Raw genomic sequence first — 20,689 nt, 5'->3', positions numbered from 1 at the left:
ATAGAAGTTCACAAAACAACAGACAATGACACGCGATTGATGAGGTAAGGTATGAGCTTTTTTCACGCCAACCAGCGGGAAGCCCTGAATCAGAGCCTGGCGGAAGTTCACGGCCAGATTAATGTTTCCTTTGAATTTTTCCCGCCGCGCACCAGTGAAATGGAACAGACCTTATGGCACTCCATCGATCGTTTAAGCAGCCTGAAGCCGAAATTTGTTTCGGTAACTTACGGTGCAAATTCGGGCGAGCGCGATCGCACACACAGCATCATTAAAGGCATCAAAGATCGCACCGGGCTGGAAGCGGTGCCGCATTTGACCTGCATCGATGCCACACGTGACGAATTGCGCACTATCGCGCAGGATTACTGGAACAACGGCATTCGCCACATTGTGGCATTGCGCGGTGATTTACCCCCGGGCGGCGGTAAGCCGGATATGTACGCCGCCGATCTGGTGACGTTGTTAAAAGAGGTCGCGGATTTCGATATCTCCGTCGCCGCTTACCCGGAAGTTCACCCGGAAGCGAAAAGCGCACAGGCCGATCTGCTGAACCTGAAACGCAAAGTGGATGCGGGCGCGAGCCGCGCGATTACGCAGTTCTTCTTCGATGTGGAAAGCTATCTGCGCTTTCGCGATCGCTGTGCGGCAACCGGTATTGATGTTGAGATCGTGCCGGGCATCCTGCCGGTCTCCAACTTTAAACAGGCGAAAAAATTCGCCGATATGACCAATGTGCGTATCCCGGCGTGGATGTCGCAAATGTTCGATGGCCTGGATGATGACGCGGAAACCCGCAAGCTGGTGGGCGCGAATATCGCCATGGATATGGTGAAAATTTTAAGCCGCGAAGGGGTGAAAGATTTCCACTTCTATACGCTGAACCGCGCCGAAATGAGTTACGCCATTTGCCACACGCTGGGCGTTCGCCCGGCAGTGTAAGAATCCTTGCAGTGGAAAAATTAAAGAAAAGCCGGATTGCGATCCGGCTTTTTTATGGCTGACTGAAAACCACGCCTTATGCGCGTGGTCATCAACCGATTTTAGCTCTGCCTTGTTTTGGATTTATATCTCACAGGGTTGGCAGAGACGCTTTTTAGGCGCTTGATACTCCCCGTGAGGGTGCAATCAGAGCCACCCACTGTAAACCTGAGCGCTATTCCCACTCTTCAAGAAAACGCTGCCCGTACTGATCGGCGACCAGTAGCGCGGCATAGACCTGATCCGCTGTCGCACCGCCCGGCATATTGTGAATGGTTTCCCCTTGTGCACAGGCAGCCTGCGCCACGATGCGCATTTTCTCTGGAATGTCAGTTTTAATCCCCAGTTGCGCCAGCGTAATTGGCAAACCCACGGTATGACACAGGGCGGCGACGGTTTCGATCTCTTCCAGCGGCGCGTTTTCCAGTACCAGTTGAGTTAAGGTGCCAAACGCCACTTTTTCGCCATGGTAGTAATGATGCGCTTCCGGAATTGCCGTGATGCCGTTATGAATGGCGTGTGCTGCCGCCAGACCGCCACTCTCAAAACCGACACCGCTGAGGTAGGTATTGGCTTCCACCACGCGCTCCAGCGCAGGCGTCACCACATGCTGTTCGGCGGCGAACATCGCTTTTTCACCCTCTTCAAGTAGCGTGTTGTAACACAGCTCCGCCAGCGCGAGGGCGGATTGCGTACATTGACCGCCCGCCATGGTTTTTGCGCCGCTGCGTGAACAAGCACGCGCTTCAAACCAGGTCGAGAGTGCATCACCAATCCCGGCTGCCAGCAAACGCGCAGGGGCTCCGGCGACAATTTTGGTGTCGACAATCACCCGATCCGGGTTGTTGGGCAGCAGCAAATAACGGTCGAACTCGCCACTGTCGGTGTAGATAACCGACAGCGCGCTACAGGGCGCATCGGTCGATGCGATAGTGGGGGCAATCGCCACCGGCACGTGCATGAAATGCGCCAGTGCTTTGGCAGTATCCAGCGTTTTACCGCCACCGATGCCGAGTACCGCGCCGCAGCGGGCGCTTTCTGCCACACCGCGCAGCCGGTCAATTTCGTTTTGTGAACATTCGCCGCCGAACGGCGCGATTTCACAGGCCAGCCCGGCATCCACCAGGCTTTTTTGCAGCGTTTCCTGCGCAAAACCGAGAACAAATTTGTCACCGACCACCAGCCAGCGATCGGCCAGCGGTTTGAGATAGTCACCGAGGCGGGTGATAACGTCTGCACCCTGGATATACTTGCCCGGCGACTGGATGATGCGGTCCATATACTACCTCCTTATAGGTTGAGGTTGCCAAAAGCTGTTTTCCAGTCCTGTTCAAACTTCTCAATGGCTGACTCTACTGCGGGTGTATTGAGCATTTGTTGCGCTACATCTAATGGGAGCGTGATCGCTTCGCATCCGACCAACAAACACTCCAGTGCCTGGCGCGGCGTTTTAAAACTCGCGGCCAGCACTTTGCTCTCTGGCGCATGGAGTTTCAGCAGGGTTTGCAGCTCCTGCACCATGCGGATCCCGTCTCCGCCCTGTGCATCGACGCGGTTAACATACGGGGCGACATATTTTGCGCCAGCCAGCGCGGCAAGCAGCCCCTGCGCGGCGCTGTAAACTGCCGTACCCAGCGTGACAATGCCCTCTTTTTTCAGTTGCTTGATGGCGGCCAGGCCTTCAGCAGTGACCGGAATTTTGACCACAATATCCGGCACGGCGTTATTGAGGCGTTTGGCCTCAGCCACCATGCCATCCGCTTCGCGGCTCATCACCTGGGCAAACAGCGTTCCTTGTGGGCCAATAGCGCGCTGCAGGCGTGGCAATACGTCCCAGAGGGAGTCTTTACCGGCGGCGATAATGCTCGGATTAGTGGTTACACCCGCCAGCGGGTAAATCCGCGCCAGGCGCTCCACTTCCGCTACGTTTGCGGTGTCGAGATACAGTTCCATCATGCTTCCTCATATAGCGTTTCTGCACACAGCATAAGAGCGCGGGTTGTGTGCTCGCCATATAACAAATCTGCCAAACACTGGACAAATGTGATCGAGAGAACAAAGTGCGAGCTGGCTCACAAGTTGCGTGATAGCGGATGAAAAAAGGCCTTGTAGGGTGCTGTTGAAACAAAATTGGTTTTTTTAACGTACAAAAATCCAGTGCTGGCGTTATTCGTCCAGCGGGGACTTTTCGCTGAGATGGCTGTGATACTGCTGGCGGTATTCCGTGGGGGAGCGTTCCGTGTTTTTACGAAACAGGCGGCAGAAGTAATTACTGTCAACAAACCCGCAACTGTGCGCCACTTCTTTCACTTTTAAATCGTACCCTTTGAGCAGCGTTTTAGCGTGCTCCAGCCGGGTATGAGTCAGATATTCGTTGAAGCCAACAGAACCGGTTTTCTGAAACAGATGCGACAGGTAATTGGGTGAGATATAAAACGCCTGCGCCACCGATTCACGCGTGAGTGGCAAAGCGTAATTTTCGTCGATATAGTCGCGAACAGCTTCGAACAGCGCCTGACTGCGCGATGCGGTTTGGATCTGGCTACCAAGCAAGTCATGACAGTGGCTGAGCAGGCTGGTGACGATCAGACGTGCGGTTTGCTGTTCGTGCGGCTGCATCTGCATTTCATGCAGCGTTTGCAGCAAGAAAGAGCCGACGCGCGGGCCGCGACGCGCAACATGTTGTTTCGCCAGGTTTTGCAGCATGGCGCCATCCCACTGCGTGACGTTAAAACTGAGCTGTTGCTTGCCAAACAGCACGCTTAATGTGGTGGCAGGTAGCTGCCATTGTGGGTGATTCCAGCTACCTGCGGGAACATACAGCACGTCGTGCTGCGACATCCGCGCGGTTTCGCCGTTGATCCCCGTATCGGTCACCGTTCCTTCCAGCACAATTTCCAGGCGTGGGAAATCCACCTGGCAGGCCTGCGCAGGCGCGGTTCCGGTCACGCCCGCAAAGTATATCTGCCGTAGCGGGGCCGGGCCGTTTATCAGGCGCGAGATAAGATGGCTGACATCGAGACTCATGATGTCCCTTTGGTTGCTGGCGAAGGGACAACCTTAACTGGCAGGATCAAAAAAGGCCACAACCAGTGTGGCCTTTTGCGATGATAGCGAAATTAACCGGTATTACGCATACCCGCCGCCACCCCGGCGATCGTGACCATCAGCGCTTGCTCAACGCGGTGATCCGGCTCTTTGCCTTCTTCTTCCGCAAGGCGCGAGCGGTGCAGCAGCTCGGCCTGCAACACGTTCAGCGGGTCGGTATAGATGTTACGCAACTGGATGGATTCGGCGATCCACGGCAGATCGGCCATTAAGTGCGAGTCGTTGGCGATTGCCAGTACCACTTTGATATCCGCTTCCAGCAGTTTGCGCAGCTCACTACCCAGCGCCCACAGTTCAGGTTTCACCAGACGCTGATCGTAATATTCTGCCAGCCACAGGTCGGCTTTCGAGAACACCATCTCCAGCATGCCCAGACGAGTGGAGAAGAAGGGCCAGTCGCGGCACATGGCTTCCAGCTCGCTCTGTTTGCCGTCTTCCACCACTTTCTGCAACGCCGCGCCCGCGCCCAGCCAGGCTGGCAGCATCAGACGGTTTTGCGTCCAGGCGAAGATCCATGGGATCGCGCGCAGCGATTCAACGCCGCCGGTCGGGCGACGTTTCGCCGGGCGAGAACCCAGCGGCAGTTTACCCAGTTCCTGCTCCGGCGTGGCGGAACGGAAGTACGTTACGAAATCTTTGTTTTCGCGCACATAGCCGCGGTACATATCGCAGGAGATGGTTGAGAGCTCGTCCATAATATGGCGCCACTCGGTTTTTGGCTCCGGCGGCGGCAGCAGGTTGGCTTCCATGATCGCGCTGGTATAGAGCGACAAACTACTGATGGTGACTTCCGGCAGACCGTATTTGAAGCGGATCATTTCGCCCTGTTCGGTCACGCGCAAACCCCCTTTCAGGCTGCCTGGCGGTTGCGAAAGCAGTGCGGCGTGAGCCGGTGCGCCGCCACGGCCAATAGAGCCGCCGCGACCGTGGAACAGTGTCAGTTCGATTCCTGCTTTTTCGCAGGTTTTGATTAATGCGTCCTGCGCCTGGTACTGTGCCCAGGAAGCGGCCATCACGCCCGCGTCTTTCGCCGAGTCGGAGTAGCCAATCATCACCATCTGTTTGCCCTGGATAAAGCCGCGATACCAGTCGATATTCAGCAACTGGGTCATCACGTCGTCGGCGTTATTCAGGTCATCAAGGGTTTCAAACAGCGGCGCGACCGGCAGCGCAAAACCGATACCGGCTTCTTTCAGCAGCAGGTGAACTGCCAGCACGTCTGAAGGCGTCTTCGCCATTGAGATCACATACGCGGCGATAGATCCGCGCGGCGCTTCGGCGATCACCCGGCAGGTGTCCAGCACTTCGCGGGTCTCTTCGCTTGGCTCCCACTGGCGCGGCAGCAGCGGACGTTTAGAGTTCAGTTCGCGGATCAGGAATGCCTGTTTGTCCGCTTCCGACCAGCTTTCGTAGTCGCCAATACCCAGGTAACGCGTTAATTCGCCCAGCGCTTCCGTATGACGGGTGCTCTCCTGGCGAATGTCGATGCGTACCAGTGGCACGCCAAAACTCTTCACGCGGCGTAATGTATCGAGCAGTTCCCCGTTGGCGATAATGCCCATGCCGCAGGCCTGCAACGATTTATAACAGGCGTAGAGCGGTTCCCACAGTTGCTCGTTTTGCACCAGCAGTCCGGCCGGTTTCGGTAATTTCTGGCCTTTCAGGCGCGCTTCCAGCCAGGCCTGGGTGGCCATCAGATCGCCGCGCAGCTTCTTCATCAGGTAGCGATACGGTTCACGCGCGCCTTCTGCGCCCGCCAGTTCGCGCAACTCGTCGGTACACTCCACCATCGACAGTTCGGAAATCAGCAACTGAATGTCCTTCAGGAACAGATCGGTTGCTTTCCAGCGGCTGAGCAGCAGGACATGACGGGTGATATCAGCGGTAACGTTCGGGTTGCCGTCACGGTCGCCGCCCATCCACGAGGTAAAACGCACCGGCACAAAGTCCACCGGCAGTTTGTAATTGAGGTTCTCTTCCAGCTGTTCGTTCAGCTCGCGCAGGTAATTTGGCACGCCTTCCCACAGGCTGTTTTCCACCACCGCAAAGCCCCATTTGGCTTCATCTACCGGGCTTGGACGGTTTCTGCGGATTTCATCGGTATGCCAGGACTGGGCAATCAACTGGCGCAGGCGGCGCATCAGCTGGTGGCGTTCATAATCGGCGATATCGCTGTTATCTAGCTGCTTTAAGCAGTTATTCACTTCCACCATTTTGTGGATCAGCGTACGGCGAGTAATTTCGGTCGGGTGCGCAGTCAGCACCAGCTCCAGCGACAGTGATTCAATCGCTTTAATAATTGTGGCTTCGTTGAGATTGGGTTGGTCTTTCAGCTTTCTGATGGTCTGGGCAATCACTTCCGGGTTGCTGGCCGCTTCGCCTTTCGCTGAAATGCTATGGTATTGCTCAGCGGTGTTAGCAAGGTTCAGGAACTGGCTAAACGCGCGGGCTACCGGCAGCAGTTCGTCATTGGACAGATTCTGCAAAGTGGTGAGCAGTTCCTGACGGCTGGCTTCATTCCCGGCGCGGGAGGATTTGGACAGCTTACGGATTGTTTCTACCCGGTCGAGAATGTTCTCGCCGAGAGCATCCTTAATGGTATCTCCCAGCAGTTTGCCGAGCATACTGACATTACTACGCAAAGCGGAATATTGTTCGTTCATGTTACCCCAGACACCCCATCTCATTTTATTTTGTTATACCTGCCGTTGCGCAGATATAAGACACCGTCTTTTATAAAGCCACGTAAAACCCACCGCGTCAATTGTTGCGAAATCGCTTCAGCAAACGAATAAATGTCGGCAATTTACGAAATTTAATTCGCATCGTGTCCAATAAGTATTGCTTATGGGATCGTGACAATTGTCACGCTTTTTCGCACATAAAAACCCCCTCATACGAGGGGGTAAAAAAGCGAAAATCACTTCAGTGCCAGCAGAAATGATGAACGACCTGGGTGATGAGTTCGCGTGTTGGTTTAATAAAGCGGGTTTCCAGATATTCATCCGGCTGATGCGCCTGGTTAATAGACCCCGGCCCCAGCACCAGCGTCGGGCAAAGCGTCTGAATAAAGGGCGCTTCGGTGCAGTAGTTCACTACGTCGGTTTCGACGCCGAGCAGTTTTTCCACCACTTCTACCAGTTGGTGATCCGGCGGGCATTCGTATCCCGGAATCGGCGGGTGCAGTTCAGAAACGGTCAAACGACCCGGCCAGCGGGAACTTACCGGCTCCAGCGCATCGTTTAACAGCCCATTGAGATCGTTAAGCGTCATGCCCGGTAGCGGACGAATATCCATATGCAGTTCGCAACAGGCGCAGATACGGTTTGCCGCATCACCACCGTGAATATGCCCAAGGTTCAATGTTGGATACGGCACGGTGAACGCGTCGTAGTGATAACGTTCTTTCAGGCTGTCGCGTAGTTGCAGAATATGGCCGATGGCATCGTGCATCAGTTCGATGGCGTTGACGCCGCGCGCCGGATCGCTGGAGTGGCCGGATTGACCAAGAATGCGAATCGCATTGGAGATATGGCCTTTATGCGCACGCACCGGCTGCAAAGAGGTCGGTTCGCCAATGATGGCGCAGTCCGGGCGCAGTTGCGTGTTCTCGGAGAAATAGCGCGCACCGGCCATGCTGGTCTCTTCATCGGCGGTGGCGAGCACATACAGCGGCTTGCTCAGTTTTGTCACATCGACGTCACGCAGCGCATCAAGAATAAAGGCGAAAAAGCCTTTCATATCGGCGGTGCCCAGACCGTAGAGCTTGTTGTCATGCTCGGTGAGCGTAAACGGGTCGCGCGTCCAGCGACCATCATCGAACGGCACTGTGTCGGTGTGACCGGTCAGCAACAGGCCGCCCGCGCCGGTTCCGGCACTGGCAAGCATATTGAATTTGTTACGGGTGCCGGGAACCGGCTGCACTTCAACCTTGAAACCGAGATCGCCAAACCATCCAGCCAGCAAATTGATTAAAGACGCATTGCTCTGATCCAGCGCTTCTTCCGTCGCGCTGATCGACGGCGTGGCTATCAGGGCGCGGTAGATCTCGATAAATGGTGGCAAATTCATTTTCATTGTTGACATACCTGAGTTCGTGATAGTATCAATATTCATGCACTAAATGTGAATAAAAATACATTAATGTTGAACGTAAAGGAACCCATGCGGCGACTTTGCTCAGCGACGCGGGATTGATGCCGAGTCTTTCCCTGGCACACATGACGTAAGAAGGTAAACCGCCCCAATGTTGAACACATTAATTGTGGGTGCCAGCGGTTATGCTGGTGCAGAGCTAGTGACCTATGTAAATCGCCATCCTCATATGAACATAACCGCTTTGACGGTTTCTGCGCAAAGTAATGATGCAGGAAAATGTATCTCTGATTTACATCCGCAGTTGAAAGGCATTGTTGATCTCCCGTTACAACCGATGTCCGATATTGGCGATTTCCTGGAGGGCGTGGATGTTGTCTTCCTCGCCACCGCCCATGAAGTGAGCCACGATCTGGCGCCAACCTGCCTGGCGGCGGGATGTGTGGTGTTCGATCTCTCTGGTGCGTTCCGCGTTAACGATCCCGCGTTTTACGAAAAATTCTACGGCTTCACCCATCAGCATACCGATCTGCTGGCACAGGCAGTGTATGGGCTGGCGGAGTGGAACCATAACAAACTGAAAGAAGCGCAATTAATTGCCGTGCCGGGGTGCTATCCGACGGCGGCGCAGTTGTCATTAAAACCGTTGATCGACGCCGGGCTGCTGGATCTGAACCAATGGCCGGTGATCAACGCCACCAGCGGCGTAAGCGGCGCGGGGCGCAAAGCGGCGCTTTCTAACAGTTTCTGCGAAGTGAGCCTGCAACCGTACGGTGTTTTCAACCATCGCCACCATCCGGAAATCGCTACTCACCTTGGCGCGAGTGTGATCTTCACCCCGCACCTGGCGAGCTTCCCGCGTGGGATCCTTGAAACCATCACCTGCCGTTTGCAACCGGGCGTTACCCACGCACAGGTGGCGGATGTATTCAAACAAGCGTATGGCGATAAACCGCTGGTGCGTCTGTATGACAAAGGCGTTCCGGCGTTGAAAAACGTGGTTGGCCTGCCGTTCTGCGATATCGGTTTTGCGGTACAGGATGAGCACCTGATTGTCGTCGCCACGGAAGATAACCTGCTGAAAGGCGCGGCGGCGCAGGCGGTACAGTGCGCGAATATTCGTTTTGGCTATGCTGAAACTCAGTCACTTATTTAAATTGAACAGGCGTGATCGTGATGATGAATCCATTAATTATTAAGCTCGGTGGCGTACTGCTGGATAGCGAGGAAGCGCTGGAGCGTTTGTTTACGGCACTGGTGCACTATCGTGAATCTCATCAGCGCCCGTTAGTGATTGTCCACGGCGGCGGCTGCGTGGTGGATGAGCTGATGAAACAGCTTAACCTGCCGGTTAAAAAGAAAAATGGCCTGCGCGTAACCCCGGCGGATCAGATTGACATCATCACCGGTGCGCTGGCCGGTACGGCCAACAAAACCCTGCTGGCGTGGGCGAAGAAACACCATATCGCCTCTGTCGGCCTGTTCCTCGGTGATGGCGACAGCGTGAAAGTGACGCAACTGGATGAAGAACTGGGGCATGTCGGCCTGGCACAACCGGGTTCACCGAAACTGATCAATGCGCTGCTTGATGGCGGCTTTTTGCCGGTGATCAGCTCCATCGGCGTCACCGATGAAGGTGAGCTGATGAACGTCAACGCCGACCAGGCAGCAACCGCACTGGCTGCAACATTGGGCGCAGATCTGATTCTGCTCTCCGATGTAAGCGGTATTCTGGATGGAAAAGGCCAGCGTATTGCCGAGATGACAGCGGCGAAAGCGGAGCAACTGATCGCCCAGGGCATCATTACCGATGGCATGATCGTAAAAGTAAACGCGGCGCTGGACGCGGCGCGCACGCTGGGTCGCCCGGTGGATATCGCCTCCTGGCGTCATGCCGAGCAGCTACCCGCGCTGTTTAACGGCACGCCGATCGGCACCCGTATTCTGGCGTAACGACACAACAATTTATGTAGGCCGGGCAGGCGCTGCGCCGTCCGGCAAAACGGATAAAGAGAAGGAAGCAAACTATGGCACTTTGGGGCGGGCGTTTTACTCAGGCAGCGGATCAACGGTTCAAACAGTTCAACGACTCTTTGCGCTTTGACTATCGCCTGGCGGAGCAGGATATCGTTGGCTCTGTGGCCTGGTCTAAAGCGCTGGTAACCGTTGGCGTGCTGACTGCGGCTGAGCAGCAGCAACTGGAAGAAGCGTTGAATAATCTGCTGGAAGAGGTGCGCGCTAATCCGCAGCAGATCCTGCAAAGCGACGCGGAAGATATTCACAGTTGGGTGGAAGGCAAGTTGATCGATAAAGTGGGTCAACTGGGCAAAAAACTGCATACCGGGCGCAGCCGTAATGACCAGGTAGCGACCGATCTGAAACTGTGGTGTAAAGACACCATCAGTGAATTGCTGCTGGCGAATCGCCAGTTGCAGAGCGCGCTGGTGGTGACGGCGGAAAATAACCAGGACGCAGTCATGCCTGGTTATACTCACCTGCAACGCGCGCAGCCGGTGACGTTCGCGCACTGGTCGCTGGCCTATGTTGAGATGCTGGCGCGTGATGAAAGCCGCTTGCAGGATACGCTAAAACGCCTGGATGTCAGCCCGCTGGGCAGCGGCGCGCTGGCGGGAACGGCTTATGAAATCGACCGTGAGCAGTTAGCGGGCTGGCTGGGTTTTGCCTCGGCAACCCGCAACAGCCTGGACAGCGTATCCGACCGCGACCACGTGCTGGAACTGCTCTCTGACGCTTCAATCGGTATGGTGCATCTGTCGCGCTTTGCCGAAGATCTGATTTTCTTTAACTCCGGCGAAGCGGCGTTTGTTGAGCTTTCTGACCGCGTAACCTCTGGTTCTTCACTGATGCCGCAAAAGAAAAACCCGGATGCGCTGGAGCTGATCCGTGGTAAATGCGGCCGTGTGCAGGGCGCGTTAACCGGCATGATGATGACGCTTAAAGGCCTGCCGCTGGCGTACAACAAAGATATGCAGGAAGACAAAGAAGGGCTGTTCGACGCGCTCGACACCTGGCTTGACTGCCTGCACATGGCGGCGCTGGTGCTGGACGGCATTCAGGTGAAACGCCCGCGTTGTCAGGAAGCGGCGCAGCAGGGTTACGCCAATGCCACCGAACTGGCGGATTACCTTGTCGCGAAAGGCGTACCGTTTCGCGAAGCGCACCACATCGTTGGTGAAGCGGTGGTGGAAGCGATTCGCCAGGGCAAACCGCTGGAAGATCTGCCACTTGCCGATCTGCAAAAATTCAGCGATGTGATTGGCGATGATGTTTATCCCATTCTGTCACTGCAATCCTGCCTTGATAAACGTGCGGCGAAAGGCGGCGTGTCACCGGTGCAGGTCGCGCAGGCCATTGCGGATGCGAAGGCGCGGTTGGTGTAAGCACGCTACAGTTTGCAAACAGGAGCCTGGCGTTACGCCGGGCTTTTTTATGCAAAAAAATGCGGACGCTAAGGTCCGCAAAACGTTCACGTTGGCTTTAGTTGTTCAGAGAGAAACAGAGGGTAGTTGCCTCATCACGGGTCAAGCTGAGGTGCCGCTTCGTTTCTGGTGCTAATTATTGAACAGAATGCTTGATAGGGATAATCGTTCGTTGCTATGCTATCTATCGCCATGAACTATCGTGGCGACGGAGGATGAATAATGAATATTCGTGATCTTGAGTACCTGGTGGCGTTAGCCGAACACCGCCATTTTCGCCGTGCAGCCGATTCTTGCCACGTCAGCCAGCCCACGCTGAGCGGGCAGATCCGTAAACTGGAAGATGAACTTGGCGTAATGCTGCTGGAGCGTACCAGCCGCAAAGTGCTGTTCACCCAGGCGGGTTTGTTGCTGGTAGATCAGGCGCGCACCGTGCTGCGCGAGGTCAAAGTGCTGAAGGAAATGGCAAGCCAGCAGGGGGAAACGATGTCCGGCCCGCTGCATATTGGCCTGATCCCAACCGTTGGACCTTACCTGTTGCCGCATATCATTCCGCTGTTGCACCAGACTTTCCCGAAACTGGAAATGTATCTGCATGAAGCGCAGACGCATCAGCTTTTAGCGCAGTTGGACAGCGGCAAGCTCGACTGTGCGATCCTCGCGCTGGTGAAAGAGAGCGAAGCCTTTATTGAGGTGCCGCTGTACGATGAGCCGATGATGCTGGCGATTTATGAAGATCATCCGTGGGCGAACCGCGAATGTGTGCCGATGGCTGACCTGGCGGGCGAAAAGCTGCTGATGCTGGAAGACGGGCACTGCCTGCGCGACCAGGCGATGGGCTTCTGCTTTGAGGCGGGTGCGGACGAAGATACGCATTTCCGCGCAACCAGCCTGGAAACGCTGCGCAATATGGTCGCCGCCGGGAGTGGCATCACGTTGCTGCCTGCGCTTTCCGTTCCGCGCGAGCGTAAACGCGATGGCGTGGTGTATCTGCCGTGCATCAAACCTGAACCGAAACGCACGGTTGGGCTGGTGTATCGCCCGGGTTCGCCGCTGCGCAGCCGCTATGAGCAGCTGGCAGAGGCCATCCGTGGTGCGATGGATGGCCATTTCGACACAGCGTTAAAACAGGCGGTTTAAGCCGTTTAATGCCGCTACCCGGTAGGCTTCCGCCATTGTCGGGTAGTTAAAGGTGGTGTTAACGAAGTACTCAATGGTGTTACCGCCACCTTTCTGCTCCATAATCGCCTGGCCGATATGAATAATTTCGGCCGCGCGCTCGCCAAAGCAGTGAATTCCCAAAATCTCTTTCGTTTCGCGGTGGAACAGGATCTTCAGCGTACCGACATTCATGCCGACAATCTGCGCCCGCGCCAGGTGTTTAAACTGCGCGCGACCCACTTCATACGGCACTTTCATGGCCGTGAGTTGCTGTTCGGTTTTGCCCACGGAACTGATCTCCGGAATGGTATAAATCCCGGTCGGAATATCTTCAATCAGATGCGCCGTGGCTTCGCCTTTGACCATCGCCTGCGCGGCAATGCGCCCCTGATCGTAAGCCGCTGATGCCAGGCTGGGGTAGCCAATCACATCGCCTACCGCATAGACGTGCGGCAGCGCGGTTTGGTACATGCTGTTAACCTTCAACTGACCGCGTCCGTCCGCTTCAAGGCCAATATTCGCCAGTTGCAGGCTGTCGGTGTTCCCGGTACGGCCGTTGGCGTAGAGCAGGCAGTCGGCTTTCAGTTTTTTGCCGGATTTCAGGTGCATAATCACCCCGTCATCCAGCGGCTCGATGCGCTCGTACTCTTCGTTATGGCGGATAACGACGCCGCTATTCCAGAAGTGATAAGAGAGTGAGTCCGACATTTCCTGATCAAGGAACGCCAGCAGGCGATCGCGGGTGTTAATCAGATCCACTTTGACATTCATACCGCGGAAGATCGACGCATATTCGCAACCGATCACCCCCGCGCCGTAGATGATCACATGGCGGGGCTCGTGGTGCATATCGAGGATCGAGTCGCTGTCGTAAACACGGGGATGGGCAAAATCGACATCGGCCGGACGGTAGGGGCGGGAGCCGCAGGCGATAACAAATTTTTCGGCGGTGATGGTTTCGACAGTGCCGTCGTGGCACTCCAGCGCCAGTGTGTGGTCATCAATAAAATGGGCGTTGCCTTCTAAAATTTCGCAGCGGTTACGCTCATAAAAGCCCTGACGCATGCGCGTTTGCTGATTAATCACGCTTTCAGCATGGTTCAGGATATCGGCGAAAGAGGAGCGGAGAAGGCGGGTGTGGTCACTGTAGAGCGGGTTTTGGTTGAATTCGATAATACGGCTAACGGCGTGGCGCAACGCTTTTGAGGGGATAGTGCCCCAATGCGTACAGCCGCCGCCGACATTGTGGTAACGCTCAATAACCGCGACCCGTGCTCCTTGTTTAACCAGGCCCATGGCTGCGCCTTCGCCGCCGGGGCCGGAGCCTATTACTATTGCATCATAATCGTAGGAATGTGGCATGGTAAGGCTTACCTGTTCTTATACATAAAAGCAACATAATACTAACATCAAAGCGGCGGTAACCCAATTATCGTTGTGCTCTTTTGCCACGAAAAAGAAGAAACTGCGCGTAAACAATCAGTCACAATCCAGTACAATCGGATCGGATTTATTCTCTGGTATAGTGCCAGCGGGCCCCTGGAAGGATTCAAACATCGTGATGGGTGTAAGAGCGCAACAAAAAGAGAGAACGCGGCGTTCGCTGATCGAAGCCGCATTTAGCCAACTCAGCGCGGAGCGCAGCTTCGCCAGCCTGAGCCTGCGGGAAGTCGCCCGTGAGGCAGGTATTGCGCCAACGTCTTTTTATCGTCATTTCCGGGATGTGGATGAACTCGGTCTGACCATGGTGGATGAAAGCGGGTTAATGCTGCGCCAGTTGATGCGCCAGGCGCGTCAGCGTATTGCGAAAGGCGGTAGCGTTATCCGCACATCAGTTTCCACATTTATGGAATTTATCGGCAATAATCCCAACGCTTTTCAGCTCCTGTTGCGGGAACGCTCCGGAACGTCCGCAGCCTTTCGTGCGGCGGTGGCGCGTGAGATCCAACATTTTATTGCGGAACTTGCCGACTACCTTGAACTCGAAAACCATATGCCGCGAGCGTTCACTGAAGCGCAAGCCGAAGCGATGGTGACGATTGTCTTCAACGCCGGCGCTGAAGCGCTGGATGTGGGGGCGGAACAACGCAGGCAACTAGAAGAGCGACTGGTACTACAATTGCGCATGATTTCAAAAGGCGCGTATTACTGGTATCGCCGTGAACAGGAAAAACTGGCGCATCAACCGACGAGTGAAGGATGAGTAATGAAACAGTCTGGTCAAGATAAAGGTACGTTGCTGCTGGCGCTCATCGCTGGCTTATCGATTAACGGTACGTTCTCTGCCGTGTTCAGCTCGATTGTACCGTTTTCAATATTCCCGATTATCTCGCTGGTGCTGACGGTGTATTGTCTGCATCAGCGCTATCAAAATCGCACGATGCCGGTGGGTCTGCCAGGCCTTGCCGCCGCGTGTTTTATCCTCGGTGTGCTGATTTACAGTACGGTGGTGCGCGCCGAGTATCCGGATATCGGTTCTAACTTCCTGCCTGCCGTTTTGTCGGTGGTGCTAGTTTTCTGGATTGGTTTTCGTCTGCGCGATCGCAAACACGAAGCCTCTGAATAAGCATTATCCCCTCTCCCTGCGAGAGGGGATTTTCATTCCCAATGAATCAAGTGTTGAAAGTTATTAATCCCTTTGTTCTGCGTTTGCGAAATAACTCCCTGCCAGAATTCATCAATAATTTATTAATTAAAAAAATCTACGGTAAAACGCATTTCATCTGATGTACTGATCCGGCATTTTATTCGGTTGCCTTACGATCGCTTGATCCAGGTGACAGGTTAAAATTAACTCTGGACATCCTCATGAAAAAAATAACACAACTTCTGTTAGCCACGGCCGGTTTAGTTATTTCGGTCGCCGCATTCGCGGATACAATAAAAACGAATGAGAGCGAGCACCGTATTCCGGCGATAAAGCTCATTAATACGGCGGATAACCACTCGGCGTTTATTAAAGGTTCTGTTCCCTCGCTGGCGAAGCTCTCGTCGCAAAATCTCTACTTCAGCAATACATTCGAAGAGTGGCAGAAAGGGGTACATCCGGCACCGAAGAAGCAATACGTGGTGACGATGAAAGGCAAACTTAAGTTCAGGGTGAGCGATGGCTCAACCTTCATCATCGAACCCGGCACGGTTCTGCTTGCGGCAGACACGGCGGGCGAAGGTCACAGCTGGGATATTGTCGACGGTAAAGAGTGGGTTCGCGTTTATATTCCGGTGGGTGATGATGACCACTTTATTGCCGATAAATAACCCGTAAAACGCATTATTTCTCAGCCCTGCTTCTCGCGGGGCTGAACGCGAAATATCAGAAGCGAACATCTCTGGTGATATAAATACCGCATCAGAACATTCACAAACTATTATGAAATAACGTTAGCGAGATCACGTTCCGCAATAGTCATTATTCTGATAAGTAAATAGTTACGCGCAGCAGTCATTTGCGTCTCACCGCTATTATTCGGCTGGCCTGATTGACAGGCCAGCCGTTAAATGGAATTGCCGGGTTTTGTATAGCGCTATTTATTTTTACGCGTAAGCAGTACGCCGCACTCCATATGGTGCGTATACGGGAATTGATCGAACAGCGCCAGACGTGAAATATCGTGTGTCTGGCTCAATGCTTCCAGGTTTTTACACAGCGTTTCCGGGTTGCAGGAGATATACAGAATACGCGGATAGGCCTGCACCATTTTCTCGGTTTCCGCGTCCAGCCCGCTGCGCGGCGGATCGACGAAAATCGTTTCGCACTGGTAGCTCGCAAGATCGATACCCTGCAAACGGTTAAAAGCGCGCACGCCATTCATCGCCTGCGTAAATTCTTCGGCGGACATGCGGATAATCTGCACGTTATCAATGTGGTTAGCCGCGATATTGTATTGCGCTGCCGCCACGGACGGTTTGGCGATTTCGGTTGCCAGCACACGATCGAAATTGCGTGCCAGCGCCAGCGAAAAGTTGCCATTGCCGCAATACAGCTCCAGCAGATCGCCCGTTGAATCGCGCGTGGCATCAAGCGCCCATTCCAGCATTTGGATATTCATCGCGGCGTTAGGCTGCGTAAAGCTGTTCTCCACCTGGCGGTAGATCATCTCTCTGCCACCGACCGGCAGACGCTCATCGACAAAATCCTGATCCAGCTCGATTTTGGTTTTGGTCGCACGGCCAATTAACTGCACATTCAGATTCCGGGCGCGCAGCGCGTCACGCAAGTGCGCGGCTTCTGCCTGCCATTCATCATCCAGCTTTTTGTGATAGAGCAGAGTGACAATCGCCTGGTTGCTCATGGTGCTCAGGTAATCAATCTGGAACAGTTTATGACGCAGTGTTTTATTGCCGCGTACCGCCTCGATCATTACCGTCATTAATTGGTTAATCAGCTCGCTTGCCGCCGGGAAGCTGTCCACGCGGATCCGCGATTTCGTCTGCTGATCGAAAATGATGTGGTAGAGATCGTCGCCGTCATGCCAGATGCGGAATTCGGCGCGCATACGGTAATGGCTGACCGGTGAGCGGAACACCTCCGGAAGCGGCGCGGAAAAAGGCGTCATCATTGATTGCAGACGCACCACTTTTTCGGCCAGCTGGGCTTCGTACTGTTCTGTCGGCAGGTGTTCGGGGGTCATCATGCTTCCTGAGTGATTAAGAATAACGCGGGGATTGTAGGCATTGCTCAGGCGATGTCCAGCCCCGGATGTGAGCTAAATAGTCAGTTAGCAGTCTGGACATCCATATGTTACAGAATGTAGCATCCTTGTTCCGGTCCTGTGAGTTAAAAGGGAACCCAGTGAGAATCTGGGGCTGACGCGCAGCGGTAAGGATCAAGGTGAGAGAGCAGACACTGCCTGTGGGGTGGGAAGTCGCTTTCTTGATGTACCTCCAAGCCCGAAGACCTGCCGGTATACGTCGCATCTGGTGACATCATCGCGTGCTATTGATGGAACCTGCGGCATCCTTACTCTTTTGTGGATGCTTTCACAATGATTAAAAAAGCTTCGCTGCTGACGGCGCTCTCCGTCACAGCTTTTTCCGGCTGGGCGCAAGATAGCAGCTCAGACACTTTGGTGGTGACAGCAAATCGTTTTCAACAACCGGCTAAGACGGTGCTTGCACCAACTGAAGTGGTGACGCGTGAGGACATCGATCGCTGGCAGTCGCGCTCACTGGTTGATGTGCTGCGTCGCCTGCCTGGAGTTGATATCGCGCAAAACGGCGGATTAGGCCAGACCGCTTCGGTTTATGTGCGGGGTACAGAAGCGAAACACCTGCTGCTGCTGATTGATGGCGTACCGGTTGCGCGCTCAGGGATTTCCAACGATCCCGAGCTGAATCAAATCCCGCTCTCTTTAGTACAACGCGTTGAATATATTCGCGGGCCGCGCTCTGCCGTGTATGGCTCCGGGGCGATTGGCGGCGTGGTTAACGTCATTACCATGACCGGCAATGAGAAATCACAAATCAATGCCGGCGTAGGCTCGAAAGGCTATCAGACCTACGACGGTACGCTGCGCCAGCGCTTTGGCGACACCGTGGCGACGGCGGCGGGTTCTTATACCAGCACACGCGGTTTTAATGTGCAGCCCGGTTCAACCTGGGATCATGACAGTGATCGCGATGGTTATCGCAACAAAACGTTCTGGGGCAGCCTGCAGCACAAGTTCAACGATAACGTCGACGGTTTCTTTCGCGGTTACAACTTTAGCAACAACGTGGATTACGATCTTGGCAGCCCACCGTTCGCGCCAGACTATAGCGCCGATGAGCGTCAACTGTTTGTGCAGGGTTGGGATACCGGGCTGAATTTCGCCGAGGGGATCTATTCGTCCCAGTTGCTGGCCAGCTACCAGAAAAGCAAAGACTACAACTACAGCAGCATTTATGGCCGCTATAACGACGGCACCACGCTGGATGATATGGAGCAGCGATACATTCAGTGGGGCAATAACGTTGATGTCGGCAAAGGTTCTGTTGGCGCGGGCGTAGACTGGAAACAAGAGCGCCTGGTTTCATCGAATAAAACGACGCGCGATGCTTATGAGCGTGAGAATACGGGCTTGTACCTGAACGGGATGCAGCAGTTCGGCGATGTCACGCTGGAAGCCTCGGGCCGTGAAGATAAAGATGACGAGTTCGGCTGGCATGGTACCTGGCAGACCGCTGCTGGCTGGGAGTTCGTTGAAAACTACCGTCTGACCGTCTCTTATGGCACCGGCTTCCTGGCGCCTTCTTTAGGCCAGCAGTTTGGTGCGAAGCGTTTTGGCATTGCTTCCAACCCGAACCTGAAACCGGAAGAGTCCAGACAGTGGGAAGCGGGTGTTGAAGGCTTAACCGGCCCGCTGGACTGGCGTTTGTCTGCCTATCGCTATGAGATTGAAAACCTGATCACCTATAGCAATACGGCTTACTACAACATCAACTCTGCCACTATTAAAGGCGTTGAGTGGACGGGCAGCGTGGATACCGGCATTTTCTCGCATCGCGTGACGCTGCAATACATTGATCCGCGTGATGATGAAACCAATGAAGTGCTGCCGCGTCGTGCGAAGCGTCAGGCGAAGTACCAGCTTGACTGGTCCGTATTGAATGTCGATATGGATCTGGCCTGGGAGTACTTCGGTAAGCGCTATGACAACCGCACGTCAACCTATAATCCTGAGCAACGTATTTTGCCAAGTTATAGTACGGTTGATTTTTCTGCCTCATATCCTGTGACCTCTCATTTAACAGTTCGTGGTAAAATCGCCAACCTGTTCGATAAAGAGTACGAGACAGCATATGGCTACCAAACTGCAGGACGGGAATACACCTTGTCTGGCAGCTACACCTTCTGACGCACGTCCCACCGTGCTGGTGTTTGACTCCGGCGTCGGTGGGTTATCCGTTTATGATGAGATCCGGCATCTCCTGCCGGATCTGCATTACATCTACGCGTTTGACAATGTCGCTTTCCCCTATGGTGAGAAAAGCGAAGCGTTTATTGTTGAGCGCGTTGTCGAAATCGTCGCCGCCGTTCAGGCCCAATACCCCCTCGCACTGGCCGTTATTGCCTGTAATACGGCGAGCACCGTATCTTTGCCCGCGCTGCGGGAGACGTTTTCCTTCCCTGTCGTCGGCGTCGTGCCTGCCATCAAACCCGCCGCGCGTCTAACGGCGAACGGCGTGGTAGGGCTGCTGGCCACGCGGGGTACGGTGAAGCGTCCTTATACACACGAACTGATTTCGCGTTTCGCGAATGAGTGTCGGATTGAGATGCTGGGTTCGGCGGAGCTGGTTGTATTGGCGGAAGCGAAACTGCATGGTGAAGCGGTCTCGCTGGATGAACTGCGCCATATCCTTCGCCCCTGGCTGCGCATGAAAGAGCCGCCGGATACGGTGGTGCTGGGATGTACGCACTTTCCTTTACTGCAAGACGAGTTGCTGCAAGTGCTGCCGGAAGGAACGCGTTTGATTGATTCAGGCGCGGCAATTGCGCGTCGTACTGCCTGGCTGCTTGAACACGAAGCGCCGGATGCGAAATCTTCCGATGAGAATATTGCCTATTGCATGGCATTAACGCCAGAGACTGCGCAATTATTGCCCGTTTTGCAGCGCTATGGGTTCAAAAAGCTCGAAAAACTGGCGCTTTAGCGCAGTTTTGCGCAAAAAAGAGACGGTTGAAAAGTTTTTTGAAATTAGGGGTTGTCAGCGGGAATTAACTCCCTATAATGCGCCTCCACTGACACGGCACAACGGCAAACACACCGGCCTGTCAGGTGAAGAAACCTGAAAATAAACAGTTGACTTCACGGCGGGAAAGCGTAGTATACGCAACCCGCGCCGCAGCAAAAAAGCGAGGCGGCACTGCTCTTTAACAATTTATCAGACAATCTGTGTGGGCACTCAGGGTGACATGGATTCTT

17 protein-coding genes and 1 riboswitch are annotated in these 20,689 nt (G+C 54.5%); of the genes, 10 read left to right on the top strand and 7 right to left on the bottom strand.

The features are described 5' to 3' along the window. Positions 1 to 51: 51 nt before the first annotated feature. Positions 52 to 942 carry a methylenetetrahydrofolate reductase gene (metF, locus tag AAIG26_RS20935; protein WP_017459628.1) on the top strand — a complete coding sequence of 297 codons (891 nt, stop codon included), beginning with the start codon at positions 52 to 54 and terminating at the stop codon, positions 940 to 942. Between the two features lie 214 nt (positions 943 to 1,156). On the opposite strand, the gene AAIG26_RS20930 is transcribed toward metF, so the two are convergent. From AAIG26_RS20930 to argE, 5 genes are all read right to left on the bottom strand, one after another. Next, the gene (locus tag AAIG26_RS20930; protein WP_020455966.1) at positions 1,157 to 2,260 is read right to left on the bottom strand and encodes a glycerol dehydrogenase; all 1,104 of its coding nucleotides are present in this window, start codon (positions 2,258 to 2,260) and stop codon (positions 1,157 to 1,159) included. Positions 2,261 to 2,271: 11 nt separating this feature from the next. After that, positions 2,272 to 2,934, bottom strand: a complete 663-nt coding sequence (gene fsa / locus AAIG26_RS20925; RefSeq protein ID WP_269232607.1) for a fructose-6-phosphate aldolase — start codon at positions 2,932 to 2,934, stop codon at positions 2,272 to 2,274. A 213-nt stretch (positions 2,935 to 3,147) separates the two neighbouring features. Continuing rightward, entirely contained in the window at positions 3,148 to 4,008 is an 861-nt protein-coding gene (locus AAIG26_RS20920; RefSeq protein WP_343181384.1) for an AraC family transcriptional regulator, read from the bottom strand. 92 nt (positions 4,009 to 4,100) lie between these two features. Then, the gene (gene ppc, locus AAIG26_RS20915) at positions 4,101 to 6,752 is read right to left on the bottom strand and encodes a phosphoenolpyruvate carboxylase (protein WP_343181383.1); all 2,652 of its coding nucleotides are present in this window, start codon (positions 6,750 to 6,752) and stop codon (positions 4,101 to 4,103) included. A 262-nt stretch (positions 6,753 to 7,014) separates the two neighbouring features. Further along, the gene (gene argE / locus AAIG26_RS20910; protein WP_343181382.1) at positions 7,015 to 8,166 is read right to left on the bottom strand and encodes an acetylornithine deacetylase; all 1,152 of its coding nucleotides are present in this window, start codon (positions 8,164 to 8,166) and stop codon (positions 7,015 to 7,017) included. A gap of 169 nt (positions 8,167 to 8,335) precedes the next feature. Here argE and argC point away from each other — a divergent pair, with 169 nt between their 5' ends. The 4 genes from argC (at position 8,336) to oxyR (ending at position 12,764) form a co-directional block, all read left to right on the top strand. Continuing rightward, complete coding sequence (argC, locus tag AAIG26_RS20905) at positions 8,336 to 9,340, top strand: N-acetyl-gamma-glutamyl-phosphate reductase (protein WP_097407355.1); 1,005 nt, start codon at positions 8,336 to 8,338, stop codon at positions 9,338 to 9,340. A 20-nt stretch (positions 9,341 to 9,360) separates the two neighbouring features. Beyond that, on the top strand, positions 9,361 to 10,137 hold the full coding sequence (gene argB, locus AAIG26_RS20900; protein WP_020455972.1) for an acetylglutamate kinase: 777 nt from the start codon (positions 9,361 to 9,363) through the stop codon (positions 10,135 to 10,137). Between the two features lie 74 nt (positions 10,138 to 10,211). After that, positions 10,212 to 11,585: an argininosuccinate lyase gene (argH, locus tag AAIG26_RS20895; RefSeq protein ID WP_045512284.1), complete on the top strand. Its 1,374-nt coding sequence runs from the start codon at positions 10,212 to 10,214 to the stop codon at positions 11,583 to 11,585. A 261-nt stretch (positions 11,586 to 11,846) separates the two neighbouring features. Then, positions 11,847 to 12,764, top strand: a complete 918-nt coding sequence (gene oxyR, locus AAIG26_RS20890; RefSeq protein WP_017459619.1) for a DNA-binding transcriptional regulator OxyR — start codon at positions 11,847 to 11,849, stop codon at positions 12,762 to 12,764. Here oxyR and sthA read toward each other — a convergent pair. After that, complete coding sequence (sthA, locus tag AAIG26_RS20885; RefSeq protein WP_044489539.1) at positions 12,747 to 14,147, bottom strand: Si-specific NAD(P)(+) transhydrogenase; 1,401 nt, start codon at positions 14,145 to 14,147, stop codon at positions 12,747 to 12,749. The genes oxyR and sthA overlap by 18 nt on opposite strands. Positions 14,148 to 14,343: 196 nt before the next feature. On the opposite strand from sthA, the gene fabR reads away from it, so the two are divergent. The 3 genes from fabR (at position 14,344) to AAIG26_RS20870 (ending at position 16,043) form a co-directional block, all read left to right on the top strand. Then, entirely contained in the window at positions 14,344 to 14,988 is a 645-nt protein-coding gene (gene fabR / locus AAIG26_RS20880; RefSeq protein ID WP_017459617.1) for an HTH-type transcriptional repressor FabR, read from the top strand. Between the two features lie 3 nt (positions 14,989 to 14,991). Next, positions 14,992 to 15,351 (top strand): YijD family membrane protein, encoded by a 360-nt coding sequence (locus tag AAIG26_RS20875; protein WP_020455977.1) that lies wholly within the window; start codon positions 14,992 to 14,994, stop codon positions 15,349 to 15,351. Positions 15,352 to 15,593: 242 nt separating this feature from the next. Further along, the gene (locus AAIG26_RS20870) at positions 15,594 to 16,043 is read left to right on the top strand and encodes a hypothetical protein (protein WP_343181381.1); all 450 of its coding nucleotides are present in this window, start codon (positions 15,594 to 15,596) and stop codon (positions 16,041 to 16,043) included. 266 nt (positions 16,044 to 16,309) lie between these two features. Here AAIG26_RS20870 and trmA read toward each other — a convergent pair whose 3' ends face one another. Then, complete coding sequence (trmA, locus tag AAIG26_RS20865) at positions 16,310 to 17,416, bottom strand: tRNA (uridine(54)-C5)-methyltransferase TrmA (protein WP_343181432.1); 1,107 nt, start codon at positions 17,414 to 17,416, stop codon at positions 16,310 to 16,312. Between the two features lie 117 nt (positions 17,417 to 17,533). Next, a riboswitch (cobalamin riboswitch) is annotated at positions 17,534 to 17,706 on the top strand. A 64-nt stretch (positions 17,707 to 17,770) separates the two neighbouring features. On the opposite strand from trmA, the gene btuB reads away from it, so the two are divergent. Both btuB and murI read left to right on the top strand, forming a co-directional pair. Continuing rightward, positions 17,771 to 19,621, top strand: coding sequence for a TonB-dependent vitamin B12 receptor BtuB (btuB, locus tag AAIG26_RS20860; protein ID WP_020455981.1), 1,851 nt, complete (start codon positions 17,771 to 17,773; stop codon positions 19,619 to 19,621). Then, positions 19,566 to 20,417 (top strand): glutamate racemase, encoded by an 852-nt coding sequence (gene murI, locus AAIG26_RS20855; RefSeq protein WP_044489540.1) that lies wholly within the window; start codon positions 19,566 to 19,568, stop codon positions 20,415 to 20,417. The genes btuB and murI overlap by 56 nt, the downstream gene beginning before the upstream one ends. Positions 20,418 to 20,689: the final 272 nt, after the last annotated feature.

The sequence above is a fragment of the Kosakonia sp. PSU_27 genome (assembly GCF_039409795.1).
Lineage (GTDB): Bacteria > Pseudomonadota > Gammaproteobacteria > Enterobacterales > Enterobacteriaceae > Kosakonia.
Note: the sequence above shows the minus strand (reverse complement) of the source record. Positions and strands in the feature narration are given on the sequence as shown.